Origin of the sequence: Halostagnicola sp. A56 (assembly GCF_000691505.1) — an archaeon.
Classification (GTDB): domain Archaea; phylum Halobacteriota; class Halobacteria; order Halobacteriales; family Natrialbaceae; genus Halostagnicola.
This window is the reverse complement of record NZ_JMIP02000023.1, coordinates 175,191-189,272: the sequence shown is the minus strand read 5'-3', so window position 1 is coordinate 189,272 and position 14,082 is coordinate 175,191. Positions and strand designations below refer to the sequence as shown.

Genomic DNA, 14,082 nt, shown 5'->3' with positions numbered 1-14,082 from the left:
GGAGTAGTTTAAGCAACTCAGTGTGCATTGAGCACAGCTCGCGTTGTTGTATCGGCGAGTTTTGCAACTTTGAGGGGTTGGGAATGTAATAATAGTTATATTTGAGTATTGTGCGATTATAGCAGAGAGCAGTAAAACGGAGTCTTTTGTCCAATAACCGTCGGTCGAGTCGCTAATCGTTTCTAATCGGTACAAAAAAGTACCTCCGAAAGATTACAGAAACTAATGCATAGATCAATTGAACAATCACTCGCACTTCGGATGGTACTTTCTCTGTCGCTGTTGCTAATAGCTACTGGAGGATTTATTGGAATGATCTGGGGTGTCTTTGTCGCCATTCTTCTTTTGGCTCGAGTATCTCTCGAATCCCTCGAACCGGAGCCGTTTCCCCGGGTTGAGATACGTCCCGAGCCGAAACAGTCGGAACTGCGGCCCGTGGAAGTCGTAGAAGTTTGCCGGAATAATCGTCGCGTCGTGGCCGAAAAATCCGATATTTTCGTAGTTCGTAAACCGGAACTGCTCGTCCATGTAGTACTCGCCTTCCGGAAATTCGAACGCGGTGTTGTCCGCCCGGATGTCCTCGAGAACGGGGGTTATCGACTCCGAACCGGTCGGATCGGCTCCAGCGTCGACGACGTTTACGACGTCGTCGTACCCCTCGTGAAACGCGCTCGCGGACCCGCTGGCTGCCGTGAGCGCCCCCAGTGACGCGATTCCCGCGATCGCGCTGGCGCGAAGGAAGGACCGCCTGGATTGGTTCGTTGGTGGTTTCTGTGCAGCCGGTTCCGTACCGTCAGTGTGTGAGGTGTGGGTCGATGTTTTTTCGTGGTTCGAAAATTGGTAACCGCTTCGTTTCGCCATTGATGTTCACTTCAACAAGAGTAACAACGGTCCCAGTATCTGTGGATTCGGATATCCAGCATTTAAGTTCTAAATAATGTGGGAGTGACAAGAACGGTTGACAGTAGTGCTCTGTGAAACGGTTTCTTACACCGAAATCTGGAAGATAATGTGATGTTTATTACCGTAGCCCATGCTCGAGGAGAGCACGGGACAGTTAGAACTGGTCGTCAGGCAGTCCGTTCTCATTGGATCCAGAACTCACGCAGGAATCGTCCAATAGTCTGAATAGCGATCTGACGGCCGACGAAAACCCGCTTCTAGGGGCGCGGTTGCTGGCGCTCCTCGAGAACGACCCGTAGCAACTGTGCGATCGCACGTCGAAGGCGCTGTGACACCGCGGAGTTCGAAATCCCGAGTCGCTCGGCAAGGTAGTCTTGCGAAACGGATCTGGGAATGTTATAGTAGCCGGAGAAGTACGCGATCGAGAGGATTTCGCGTTGCTGTTCGGTGAGAATGTAAGACTCCCCGGTCGAGGCCGTCGATTCGTAGAGCTGTTTGATCCAGAAAGAGACGTTGTGCTCTCGGCAGTACTCCTGAAAGTCGGACAGCGCGGACCGTTCTGGGAGGTGAACTCGAACGATCCAGCCGGGATCGCCGCTGACGATCGAGAAGACGTAGATGCCGCGCTTGATACACGTGTCGGGTACGATATCACGGCTCGTGTCGGCCGTAACGCGATAGATTACTCGGTTTTCGAACGTGGCGATGCGATCGGACGCCCCAACCGTCCCGTCTGCGTCCATCGTCTCCTCGAGCGCGGCGTAGTCCTCGGCGAACACCGAAACGAAATAGAATCTCGAGCCGTCGACGACGGTGTCGTACTTGTACTTGATCGTCGCCTCCGGATGTCGCTTTATCGTTGGCACTAACAGCAAGTCGTCGTGGACGACGTGCACCTCGGAAATGAATCCCATTCAGATCCCTGCCCGGTTCCGCCTGCCCATGGATCGAGCATATCTATAGATGCGATAAGACTGTTTCAGTAGGCGAAACTGACGTTCAGCCGGCAAAACTGATGGCGTTAGTCCATGTAACCGAGGTCCGCGAGGCGTTCTGTCACATCGTCGTCCGTCGCGGGTCGATCTAGGGATTCCGTCTCCGAGTAGTCGGGGTACGAGACGGGTTCGATCGGGTCGACGACCGACACGACGTCCCCGTCCATCCGGTCGCTGTGTGGAACCCCCATCGCCGCCAGCACTGTCGGTGCGACGTCGTAGAGGTGAGCCCGGTCGATCGTCGCCTCGTCGTCGATGCCGGCACCGGTGGCGGCGAAGATACCGTCGAGTTTGTGATTCCAGGGCTCGACGGGGCCGAAGTAGCCGTCCCCGCCCAACTGCTCGGTCAGCGCGTGTTCGAAGTCCGCGGGTATCGTGACGATGTCGACGGTCTCCTCGACGCAGTCACCGTGGAAGTACTCCTCTCGAGGTGCGACCGTTTCGAAAACCGGCTCCCCGTCGGGCGTCTCGACGTCCTCGAGCGCGTCGATCAGTTCCTCGCGGAGCGGTTCGTACTGCGAGGGCGGGACGACGCCGTTCGGTTCGCGCCCCTCGAGGTTGATCCTGACGCCGAGTTCGGTGCGAGCCCGGAGGTAGGCCCTCGATTCCGCGAAGTCGACCTGTTCGTTCGCGGTTCGAGAGACGCCGCCTGGCGCGTACTTGATCGCGATGTCGGCGAGGCCGACCCGCTCGAGGGCCTCCCTGATGCGAGTCGCGGTCACGCCGAACTGGGCGGCGACGGACGCGGCGCGGGCGGCCGCGCCGGGTTCCCAGGTTTCGACGTCTTCGCCCTCGCGGAGTCGACGCCGCATCGGTGTCCAGGACGGCATCCCCTTCCCGCCGGTCATGGTCTCGATGTAGCCCTCGTCGCGGAGGAACTCGTTGAGTCGGAACTCGTGGCCTTCGTAGGGTCCCATCCCGTGATCGCTCACGAGAAAGACCCGGTCCGGGTCACAGGCCTCGAGCGTCTTCGCGATCTGTTCGTCGGTCCGCTCGTACACCGCGTCGACTTTCGACTGCTCGCCTTCGAACTCGTGAAAGACCGTGTCCGTCTTCTGGAACTGGAGGAATCCGAAGTCGGGATCGAACTCGTCGACGAGGTAGCGAAACGCGTCCCCGCGCATCTCGACGAGGTTGAGGTACTCCGCGATCTTTTCGCCGTCAGAGATCGTCTCGTCGTCGCGAGTGTAGTTCGGATACACTCGATAGTCGCCGATCTCCTCGCGGACATCCTCGAGTACACCCGTCGGGTGACACGGCGGGTCTTCCGGCCCGAGAAATCCGGGGATGACCGCGCCGTCGAACTCGTCCGGCGGGTGGGTGACCGGCGCGTTGACGATCACGCTCGAGCGGCCGTGTCGATCCAACAGGTCCCAGATCGTGTGTTCGCGGACGTCTTCGTTGCTCGAGACGTGGTAGTCGTAGCCGTCGTAGCCGACGAAGCCGACGACGCCGTGTTGGCCGGGATTGACGCCGGTGTAGATCGACGGCCACGCGCTCGGCGTCCAGGGCGGGATCTGGGACTCGAGGGGCGCTCGAACGCCGTCCGCACAGAGCCGGTCGATAGTCGGGATAAGATCCGCATCCGAGAGGCGGTCGAAAACCGGGATGCAACCGGCGTCGATACCGATGAGCAGCGTGTCGAGGCCGCTCGTCGCCTCGTTCTCGGTCGATGCACCGTCGTCTTGGTCTGACTCTCTAGTCATACTTCGCTCATAGTTCGCACACAGCGGCTTCGTCCCAGCGCCAACCCGAGACACGGGGACTCGGTTCGAAGTGCCGTCTCGGTTTGAGACTGGGAAGTCGGTCACTTCATTATCACTCCGTTAAACGCGCACAGACCGCGGAGACGGCCCGAAATATCGATCGAACGGCCACGAGTCGTGACTGTCAGAGCCGATGACATCGGCTCGGTACAACTGTCCAACGTCTTCTCACAGGCAGGTGAGACTGAAAGTCCTCAGTGGGCCGCCCCGTCGGTCGAGGTGACCCCGCGAGTAGCGTCGGAGTCACTGACCGAGGAAACCGCGTCCTCGACGAGGGCGACGCCGTCCTCGAACAGCGCCCGGGCTCGAGCGTCGGATCGGGCTTCGGCCGTGACCCGAACGAGCGGTTCCGTCCCGCTGGCTCTGAGGAGAATCCAGCCGTCGTCAGCGTCGACGTAGACGCCGTCGAGCGTGTCGACCTCGTCGTAGCGCTCGCGGACGCGGTCGCGAACGCGCTCCATCACGTCTTCTTTCCGATCGGTTTCGATGGCGGTCCGCTGGATCGGATACGTCTCGACGCTGTCGACGAGCGACGACAGCGGCCCCTGGTCGGCGACGAACTCGACGAGTTTGCAGGCCGCGAGCGGGCCGTCCGGACACATCGCTTTGTCCGGCCAGATCCACGCGCCGCTCGGCTCGCCGCCGAAGACCACGTCGTCTCGAGCCGCCCGTTCGGCGACGAACACGTCGCGACCCGCGTTCTGGTCACCGACGCGCCGACGCCCTCGAGGGCGTCGTCGACGGCCAAACTCGTGTCGACGGGGGCGGCGACGCGCGCGCCGTCGGTGCCAGTGGCGGCGCGGCGCGCGAAGAGCGCCAACAGCACGTCTTTGGGGACGAACGACCCCGTCTCGTCGACGGCGACCATTCGGTCTGCGTCGCCGTCGTGAGCGATTCCGAGCCGCGCGTCCGTCGTTTCGACGAGTGCGGAGAGCGTCGAGAGCGTCTCCGCGGTCGGCTCGCTCGGCCGACCCGGGAAACTGCCGTCCTGCTGGCCGTTCAACGTCTCGACGTCACAGCCCGCGCTCGCGAGCGCTCGAGCGGTGATTGCCCCGGTCCCGTTGCCGACATCGACGACGACGCTCGGCGGGTCCTCGATCGACACGCTCTCGAGCAGCGCCGATTCGTGTCGCTCGAGGACGTCCCCAGCGGACTCGAGCGAGCCGTACTCGTCCCACCCGCCCACGTCGTAGGATTCGGTCTCGATCCGCCTCGAGACGGCCGCACACTGGTCGGGATCGAACGCGGAGCCGTCCGCCGACCAGAGTTTGATGCCGTTGTCCGTCTTCGGGTTGTGCGAGGCCGTGACGACAACGCCGGCGTCCGCCTCGAGCCAGTCGACTGCTCTGGCGACCGTCGGCGTCGGCGCGACGCCTGCCTCGAGCACGTTCGTCCCGCACTCTCGAAGCCCGGCGGTGAGCGCGTCACACAGTACGTCGCCGCTCGCTCGAGCGTCTCGGCCGACGACGACGCGGTCGTACCCCTCCGAAGCGACGGCGCGGCCGACAGCCAGCGCGAGGGTGGCCGTGACATCGTCTCCGACGACTCCTCGTATTCCGCTCGTTCCGAACATGGCGTGATCGTTCGTCTATCGGCGGTTTACTATGATGGTACTAAGGAGCCCGAATCGGCGAACGGCAGACGCGTCGCCGGATTCGAGTCGGATACAAAAAGCGGTCTCGAGTGCTTCCTATCGAGGTACGTCCCTCGGCGGATACCGACCTGCTATCGATCGAACGTGACGGTTTCGCCAGGGGTCGTCGTCGCCCCCTCCGAGAGCGAGACGCCGGCGTTCAGACTGGTGTTGATCCCCGTCTTGACTCTGTCGCCGAGGACGACGCCGAACTTCCGGCGGTCGGTCGAGACCGGATCGCCCGATACCGTCATCGTCACCGGGCGCTCGTCGTGTCTGAGGTTCGCGACCGTCGTTCCGGCACCGAGGTTCGCGTCGCGGCCGACGACGCTGTCGCCGACGTACGAGAGGTGGTTGACGCTCGCGCCCGCCATCAGAGCGCTGTTTTTGATCTCGACGGCGTGGCCGACGGACGCACCCTCGTCGATCAGCGTGGCCCCGCGAACGTACGCGTTCGGCCCGACGGTCGCGCCGGATCGGATCAGCGCCGGCCCCTCGATTACGACTCCGGATCGCACGGTCGCACCCTCCTCGACGACGACCGTACCGGAAAGCTCGGCGTCCGGGCTGACCGTCCCGTTGACCGCTGTCTCGAGCTGTCCCAGTCTCCACTCGTTTGCCTCGAGCAGCTCCCAGGGGCGGCCGACGTCGAGCCAGTCGTCGAGTTCGACGTGACTGACCGCGACATCGTCGATCACTCGAGCGAGGATGTCGGTGATCTCGAACTCGCCGCGTTCGCTCTTGGGAACGTCGAGATGCTCGAGCGCCCGCTCGGGGAAGACGTACGCGCCGGCGTTCGCGAGGTTCCCCGGCGGGTCGGCAGGCTTTTCGACGATTCCGGTCACGGTGCCGTCGACGACGTCGAGAATGCCGTAGTTGGAGGGGTTCGAAACGCGCGTCGAGCCGACGCTCGGGGCCGCCTCGAACAGCGCAGCGAGGCTTTCCCGCCGGTAGACGATATCGCCGTTCAAGACGGCGAACGGTCCGTCGACGTGCGTACTCGCGGCCCGGAGCGCGTCAGCGGTCCCCTCCTGGGAATCTTGTGCCGCGTACCGGACCGGAACGCCCTCGAACGTGTCGCCGAACGCATCGCGGACCGTCTCACCCTCGTAGCCGACCACGAGAATCAACTCGTCTGTGCCCGCAGCCACCGCCGCCCGCATGTTGTGTTCGACCAAGGAGCCGTCGGCGACCGGCAGCATCGGCTTCGGCAGCGATTCCGTAAGCGGCCGCATTCGAGTGCCCTGCCCCGCAGCGAGAACGATCGTTTGCATTGACTCTCGGTGTGCACACCGAGGGTTTCCTTATACGGACGATAATGGGATACGCGCGATACGTTCGACAACTGAACGCGTTGGAACTGCAATGCGTTCGACGGGCTACCGACATCCCGCGGACACCCGCTCGGTCTGAACGGTTCGAATGAACGCACCCGCTGTTTGTCCGTTATTGAGTACAACAATAAATAACATAATAAACAATAACTGTTTTTTCATCGAGCCCGCCAGGCGTTCTAAATCACTCTATAGACACTATAATTGAATTAGAGACAGTATCACCGATATCACAATATATTCGACGATCGACGAATGCACCTCTACGGCTTGAACCTACTGGAACTCGCTTGAAAACTGGAAATCTCATTCGGAAATCGCTAGGTAGGTTATCTCCACGCCAGAAACATAGGTCAGATGTTAGATTCGGCATACATCGTCTTCGTAATCACATTGACTAGAGGGAATGAGAACGTTGATCGGGATGAGGAGTCTGGCGCTGTACCGTGTTGTTCAACGTACGCATGGTCATTCTACTGCAGCAATCGGATAGCTCATACTCATATCTACGCATGGATTTCTCACAAGGTAATATTTATTAGGATGGATTAAGACTGAAGCAGTATGAGGTACGGTAGCAGACGTCGATTCGTCGAAGCGGCAGCTTTCGCTAGCGTTAGTGCCCTGGCCGGCTGTATCGGTGGGGCCTTTAACGAAAGCGAGTACGAACGCGCGATCGGGATGCCATCCCCCCAGTCGGGCCCACTCGCAACGAACGGAGAACGGGCCCTCCAAGCCGCGGAGATTGCAATCGGCGACTTCGCAGATGACGCATCCGAAGAAGTCATGCTCGAGAAACAAGACGGAGAGGGTGACCCGGAAGCTGCGATTACGGTCACGCGTGACCTCCTCGATAACGGTGTTCCAGCTGTCACCGGAACGTTCTCGAGCGACGTCTCAACAGCGCTCAGCAATCACGCCGAGAGCGAAGAAGTCCCGTTCATGACGGCCATTTCTGTCGCTGCGGAGGTCGTCGAATCAGGAAACGAGTATACGTTCCGAATGACGGGGAACCTGGAGCAAAAAATGACGGGGATGGTTGAGTTCCTCAACCAACAGGACGTGTCCGGTATTAGTGTCATAGCTGCTGATTATTCAATGGGGCGATCAGCAGTTGATTTCCTTGATCAGCAAGCCAGTAACTACGATATGGAACTGGTGTCAGACGCTGTGGTTCCAATGAGTACCAATGACTTCGTGCCGGAACTCCAGTCGATCAATACCGACGGAATCGATGCAATCTTCTGTCCGTTCCCGGGTGGTAATGGGCCGACACTCGTCCAACAGATGCGTGAACAGAACATGTTCGAAGAAGTTGATATCGTAATCGGCCACGATTCGTACGGAACGGAAGCATTTCGGGAAGCGCTCGGCGAGGACATCGTCGATATATATAATTGGGGAGTCGACCTCAGAAACGAACGCGCACAGCAGGCGTCCGAGCAAATGCAAGACGAAAGAAGGGTTCTTTTCTCGGTTGCTTCAGCTTGAGCAGCGGAACGAAGAACTGAGCAAGAAAACAAACAGAAGGATAACAAACCGATCAGTTACAAGAGTAACTTGATCAGAAGGATGAGCAGATAGAAGAACTCGAAACATGTCTCCATAAATACGAAAATCCACATACACCGCTCAGTAAGCGACTGTCGGGGGCTCGTCAGTCCCGACCTCGCAGGACGAGAATGTTCGAACCAACGGCGGCACTCCCGAACAGAAGAACGTCATAATCCAGAGTGGCGTGTAACAGCTGATCCCGACGAAGAGATCGAAGTCACCCGTGGCTGTTGTCCCGAGTATGGCGAACACTCCGACGAGTCGGTGCCTGATCCCCTACATCCTGAAGTCACCCAGTACAACCGCCACTGCTAACCAGTGCGACTCTTGTGGAACAGAAACGTTGCTACACACCCCGACTGCTCCGATGAGGGGCAGTCCGGGTGAACATCATCGCCCAAGCAGCACTGTCTCGGTACGATCACCGCCTTCCCTACCAAAAATCGCTGATCACTTCAAGTAACTGTACGGGTTAGAACTCTTAGGTGCGTCCACGGGGCACGCGACCGAGAGCGCTGCGCGCGCTGGCCGCTGCGAATACGAGCAGATTCGAGACAGATTCAGCAAGCAGAGATTGTTCACGTCGACGAAGTGGGTATCAAATGTGAGGGTGAGAAGCGTGAATCTGGATGTTTCGGACGAGAGAACACACGCTGTACGTCGTAAGAGAGAGTCGTGGAAGTGATGTCCCCACAGTCCTCTGCGAGGACTTCACAGGAACGGTCATCTGCGGTGGGTGGACGACGTATCGAGCGTTCAGCAGTAATCTTCAGCGGTTCTGGGCACATCTTCTCCGGGAAGCCGAGAACGTTGCTAGTGGCCACGAGGAGGGAGATACGGATTAGCGGTATCTCAAACAGATGTTCGTCGGTCTCCAGCCACGACTGGAGACCGACCTGAGCCTTCGTGAGAGCAACAGATGCACCGACCATGCCAGAACGGGCTTAGATCGTTCGTTGAGCGGTCAGTAATCGACGATCAGTGGTAACACCACTCATCGAAGGAGGAATCGACCGCTGGCTTACCGACGAACAACGCAGCTGAGAACGCACTTCGTGAACCAGTCGTTCTCCGGAAAATCATCGGAACACTCCGTAACGATCAAGGTATGTTCGTTCACGAGACGATCTTGTCCCTGCTGGCGACACGGCGCCAGCAGGGACGCAATCCCACGAAGAATTTCGCCGAGTCGTCAGCAACAATGAGATGATCTCACGGGCTCATGCTGTGCCGGCTGTCGAGACTTCGAAACTCATACGGTTGGGTTTTCAATCACTCCCTCTTGCTCCCGAAGTTCTCTGACTAATTCTTTGTATAAGCGGCCTGATTCTCGGGCACCTTCCGCGTATTCTTCAGGAATCAAATTATAGGATGGACGACGAATTTGTTCCACTCCAAAGTTGAGGTCAGCGGTGAGTGAGGCGCTCGGTTCGGACTGGCTAGATCCGCGGGTGAAACATAGTATAGGGAGAAATAAGCATATTGGATACAATGCAAACTTTTAGTACTTAGTAGAATTAAATACTACTATGGTTGTAGGACATACGCTCGACGACCTGCACTTCACACAGGAACCGGAGATTGTGACATCAATTCCGGGGCCGGAATCAAAGAAGCTCCTTGAGCGGCAGCGACGCATCGACAGCAGTGCAATAGCGTATCCAAAGGTCATCCCCATCGCGATCGAGGAAGCAAAAGGTGCGACGATCCGCGATGCCGATGGAAATACATTCCTCGATTTCTTCGCTGGTATCGGCGTCCTGAACGTCGGTCATTCAAACCCGTATGTGATGGAGGCAGTTCAGAAGCAGACCGAAAAGGTTGCACATACGATCGACTTCCCGACCGAAGCACGGCTGGACCTCATCGAGGCGTTGAACGATATCGCACCAGGCGCGTTCCCTGACAACAACCGCGTCATCTTTGGTGGTCCGACCGGTAGTGACGCCATTGAGGGGACGATCAAGCTGGCCAAGTACAATACCGGTGGCAACGGTCTCATCGCATTCCGCGGTGCGTACCACGGTGGCAGCGCTGGCGCACTTAGTCTCACGGCGGGTAAAAAGTATAAAGAGGACTATGGGCCGATGCTTCCAAACGTCCACCACTTACCTTACCCCTATGCACATGAGCAAGGGTTAGATCCCCAAGAAGCCAGTGATCAAGCACTATCCAACGTTCGGGAACTTCTTGAAGACCCCTACAGTGGGTTTACAAACCCCGCAGGGATCTGGGTAGAGCCAATCCAGGGTGAAGGTGGTATCGTCACCCCGCCGGAAGGCTTCCTGCCGGGTCTGAAGGAGATCGCCGAGAACAACGATATCCCGTTGGTCGTAGACGAGATCCAGACCGGCTTCGGCCGTACTGGCAAGTGGTTCGCAAGCGACCACTACGACGTTACGCCGGATGTCATGCCGATGGCCAAGGCAATCGGCGGCATTGGTCTCCCACTGTCAGGGACGATGTACCACGAGGATCTAGACACTTGGGAGGCTGGTGGACACGTCGGTACCTATCGTGGTAACGCCCCAGCAATGGTCGGCGGGATCCGGGCTATCGAGTACATCCGTAACAACGACTTGCTTGCCCATGCTCAGGAAATGGGAAGCTATATTCGCAATCGGATTTGTGAGTCCGCTGACGTAAATGAGCGCCTCGTCGACGTGCGCGGTCGAGGTCTGTTTGTCGGCGCTGAGTTCGCTGACAGCGAGGATCGGACCGGAAAACAACTCGTCAAAGATATTCAAGAAGAGTGTTACAAGCGTGGTGTACTAATATGGTCTGCCGGCCGACGCGGTAACGTACTCCGACTGCTTCCGCCACTCGTGCTTACACAAGAACAGGCCACTGCAGGAATGGACATTATCTGCGACGCTATTGAACAATACGCGCCTTCTAGTAACAACTAGACCGATTGACGCACTTGTTGCATAACGATTACACCATCAGATGTGCAATGAGTGTCAATACAACACATCTTGTACTATTCGGCTCAGTTGCCGTTGTAGATAATAAATAATGTCGATGATTTAACTATTAACCCAAAGAAGACCTCATTAATTATATATAAAATTTTATAATATTTTAATTAAATTTAGAGTCTATCTAGATATATAAATTGGGAATTGAATAGAATGGTCATACGTATAGTTCTGGTATCCGGTCTAATATTGGATCAGCTATCATCTTAGGACTATTTCTTAGACTGTCACTATGTGTTCGGAAGTTTAATATACACCGTCCGATACTAAGAGAGTGTGGTGATAACATGAAACGCTCTGGCGTGGATATTGGTGGTACGTTCACAGATGTCATTGTCTTTGATGAGGAGACGGGAGATATTGAGATTGAAAAAACACCATCGACACCAGCTAACCCTGCGGAGGGTGTGATAAACGGCTTGACCAAATCTGAGCTGGACATCAGTGCACTCGATTTCTTTTCTCACGGATCTACCGTTGGGATGAATGCATTAATCGAGCGAGAACTGCCACGAATCGGCTTGCCTCGCGTGACTTCCTGTCGAATGACTCCCACGAATCAGACCTGTCCAATCTGTGGCACCGCGTTCGAAAAAGAAACGCGGCTAACGATTCACCTCGAGGTCGAACACCGGAAGTCCGAACTCGCCACGAAACTCGTTGCAGAACAGGGCGACTCGTCGGTGCCGGTCGCCGACCCGGAGACGGAGAACGACGACTCCGAGGAAGGAGCCGACGAATCGCGCTCGAACACTCGGCTCACGCCGCCGATGTGAGCCGCTCGGCAACCGCTATCTGTCTCTGTGAGTTATCCGTCGTCGGTCGCCGAACTCGACCCGACGGTAATCGACAGCGACCGACCGACACCGAGCGCGAGTTCTCGAGGCGTCTCACCCGAAAGCTGTGGAACCGTCTCGACCGCGTGGCCCGTCATACGCTCGAGTTCCGCCACGTTCGTCCGCTCGGCGGTCGTCTCCCCCCGGAACTTGTTACAGACGATCGATCGAACGGCGACGCCGCGGCGCTCGAGCGCCTCGACGGTGAGCGCGGTGTGATTGAGCGTTCCGAGTCCCGAGCGAGCGACGACGACCGCCGGGCACGCGAGGTCCGCCACCAGATCGATGACGTTTCGGCCCCCCGCGAGCGGCACGTACAGTCCGCCGATTCCCTCGAGCACGCCGACCTCGGCCGCCTCGAGGGCCTCTTCACAGCGGTCGCGCAGTTCGTCGTAGGAGAGTTCGACGCCCGCGCGCTCGGCGGCGACCCGCGGCGCGAGAGGCTCCTCGAGATATTCGAAACAGGTCGCCGCGGGAGAATCCTCGCGAGCGACCGCGACAGCGTCCTCGCAAGCGGCTTCGATGAACCCGGCGTCGTCGTCCGGCGGATGGCCCGTCTGGGCGGGTTTGACCGCTCGAGCGTCGATCCCCTCGGTTCGAAGCGCGCGTACGACGGCCGCCGTGACGGCCGTCTTGCCGACGCCCGTGTCCGTGCCGACGATTGCGAGCCGGTCGTGGTCGTGTTCGAGGATCATGTCTGTTCGAGAATCATTTGTAAACGTGTCTGTATTCGAACGTGGTCACAGCAATCCGACTTTCTCTCCGACGATCTGGAACGCCTCGAGACAGTCGACGATGTCCGCTTCATCGTGTGACGCGCTCGGGGCGATGCGAATCCGGCTGGTTCCATCGGGGACGGTCGGCGGCCTGATCGCGGGCGCGACGATGCCGCGCTCGCGCAGGCCCGCCGCCAGATCGAGCGCGTCCCGGCGGTCGCCGATGATGACGGGGAGGACCTGCGAGTCGCCCAAAACCTCGAGGTCGAGGGCCTCGAGGCCGTCTCGAAGGTGGGCGACGTTCTCCCAGAGCCGTTCTCGAACGTCGCCATGGCGGGCGATGTGGAGCGCTTCGCTCGCCGAGCCGGCCGCGGGCGGAGAAAGCCCCGTCGAGTACACGAACGATCGAGCTTCGTTGATCAGGAGTTCGATGAGCGCGTCGCTGCCGGCGACGTACCCGCCCTGGCTGGCCAGCGCCTTCGAGAGGGTCCCCATCTGGACGTGGATGCGATCTTCGAGGGATTCCGACTGGACGATGCCACCGCCGTCGGCGTACAGCCCCGTCGCGTGGGCCTCGTCGACCATCACCCACGCACCGACTTCCTCGGCGGCCCGACAGATCGCCTCGAGCGGCGCGACGGTGCCGTCCATGCTGAAGACCGAATCGGTCACGACGAGCCAGGATTCGTCCGCGGGATCGTCCGCGCCGTTCGGCTCCGCCGGTTCGGCCCGCTCGGCGCGTTCGGTCATCTTGGCCCGCAAATCGTCCGCATCGCAGTGATCGTAGATCACGACCTCGGCGTCGGTGAGGCGGGTCGCGTCGACGATGCTGGCGTGGTTCAACTCGTCGGAGAAGATCACGTCCGGATCGAGCGCGGTGATCGTCCCCACGTTCGCGGCGTACCCCGACGAAAAGGTCAGCGCGCGATCCGTGCGTTTGGTCTCCGCGAGCAGGCGCTCTAAGTCGTGGTGGACGAGCGTGTCGCCGGTCACCAGTCGGCTGGCAGCCGAGCCGGTGCCGACGGTCGCCGCGGCCTGTCTCGCCGCGTCCTGCACGCGCTGGTCGTCCGTGAGCCCAAGATAGTTATTCGAGGCGAACACCAGCGCCTCCTCGGACTCGAGAACTGGCAACTCGCCACCGGACGGCGCTGCGAAGTAACTCCGCTCGGAAACGCTATCGACAGGTGAAAGCGTCCGTTTCAGGTCGTCTGCCTCCCGTCGGCGGAGGCGCGATTCCAACGCGAACCCGCGGTCTACCATCTACGTGGAAGGTGACCGTCCCCCGGTTTTACTTTCACGGTTCGAAGCCGCCGAACCAGCGAGGGTTGGCTCGGCTCGGAACGGCGGTCGTTTATCGCCGTCGG

At 59.0% G+C, this 14,082-nt stretch carries 9 protein-coding genes and 2 pseudogenes; 4 read left to right on the top strand and 7 right to left on the bottom strand.

Going from position 1 to position 14,082, the window contains the following annotated elements; genetic code table 11:
• Nucleotides 1-285: 285 nt before the first annotated feature.
• From EL22_RS14035 to glmU, 5 genes and pseudogenes are all read right to left on the bottom strand, one after another.
• Nucleotides 286-861, bottom strand: coding sequence for a hypothetical protein (locus EL22_RS14035; RefSeq protein ID WP_050052073.1), 576 nt, complete (start codon nucleotides 859-861; stop codon nucleotides 286-288).
• Between the two features lie 299 nt (nucleotides 862-1,160).
• Nucleotides 1,161-1,817 carry a helix-turn-helix domain-containing protein gene (locus EL22_RS14030; protein ID WP_050052072.1) on the bottom strand — a complete coding sequence of 219 codons (657 nt, stop codon included), beginning with the start codon at nucleotides 1,815-1,817 and terminating at the stop codon, nucleotides 1,161-1,163.
• Between the two features lie 107 nt (nucleotides 1,818-1,924).
• Nucleotides 1,925-3,604 (bottom strand): alkaline phosphatase family protein, encoded by a 1,680-nt coding sequence (locus EL22_RS14025; protein ID WP_050052071.1) that lies wholly within the window; start codon nucleotides 3,602-3,604, stop codon nucleotides 1,925-1,927.
• 254 nt (nucleotides 3,605-3,858) lie between these two features.
• Nucleotides 3,859-5,237: pseudogene (gene glmM / locus EL22_RS14020) on the bottom strand (phosphoglucosamine mutase).
• 152 nt (nucleotides 5,238-5,389) lie between these two features.
• Entirely contained in the window at nucleotides 5,390-6,571 is a 1,182-nt protein-coding gene (glmU, locus tag EL22_RS14015) for a bifunctional sugar-1-phosphate nucleotidylyltransferase/acetyltransferase (RefSeq protein ID WP_050052070.1), read from the bottom strand.
• A gap of 624 nt (nucleotides 6,572-7,195) precedes the next feature.
• On the opposite strand from glmU, the gene EL22_RS14010 reads away from it, so the two are divergent.
• From EL22_RS14010 to EL22_RS19160, 4 genes and pseudogenes are all read left to right on the top strand, one after another.
• Complete coding sequence (locus EL22_RS14010) at nucleotides 7,196-8,122, top strand: ABC transporter substrate-binding protein (protein WP_082146801.1); 927 nt, start codon at nucleotides 7,196-7,198, stop codon at nucleotides 8,120-8,122.
• Nucleotides 8,123-8,138: 16 nt separating this feature from the next.
• Nucleotides 8,139-9,487 (top strand): annotated as a pseudogene (locus EL22_RS16275) (transposase).
• A gap of 227 nt (nucleotides 9,488-9,714) precedes the next feature.
• Complete coding sequence (locus EL22_RS14005; RefSeq protein WP_050052068.1) at nucleotides 9,715-11,094, top strand: aspartate aminotransferase family protein; 1,380 nt, start codon at nucleotides 9,715-9,717, stop codon at nucleotides 11,092-11,094.
• Nucleotides 11,095-11,453: 359 nt separating this feature from the next.
• On the top strand, nucleotides 11,454-11,942 hold the full coding sequence (locus tag EL22_RS19160; RefSeq protein WP_343123192.1) for a hydantoinase/oxoprolinase N-terminal domain-containing protein: 489 nt from the start codon (nucleotides 11,454-11,456) through the stop codon (nucleotides 11,940-11,942).
• Nucleotides 11,943-11,974: 32 nt separating this feature from the next.
• On the opposite strand, the gene bioD is transcribed toward EL22_RS19160, so the two are convergent.
• Both bioD and EL22_RS13990 read right to left on the bottom strand, forming a co-directional pair.
• A complete protein-coding gene (gene bioD, locus EL22_RS13995; protein ID WP_050052066.1) occupies nucleotides 11,975-12,697 on the bottom strand; it encodes a dethiobiotin synthase in 723 nt (240 codons plus the stop codon).
• Between the two features lie 45 nt (nucleotides 12,698-12,742).
• Nucleotides 12,743-13,978 carry an 8-amino-7-oxononanoate synthase gene (locus EL22_RS13990; RefSeq protein ID WP_050052065.1) on the bottom strand — a complete coding sequence of 412 codons (1,236 nt, stop codon included), beginning with the start codon at nucleotides 13,976-13,978 and terminating at the stop codon, nucleotides 12,743-12,745.
• Nucleotides 13,979-14,082: the final 104 nt, after the last annotated feature.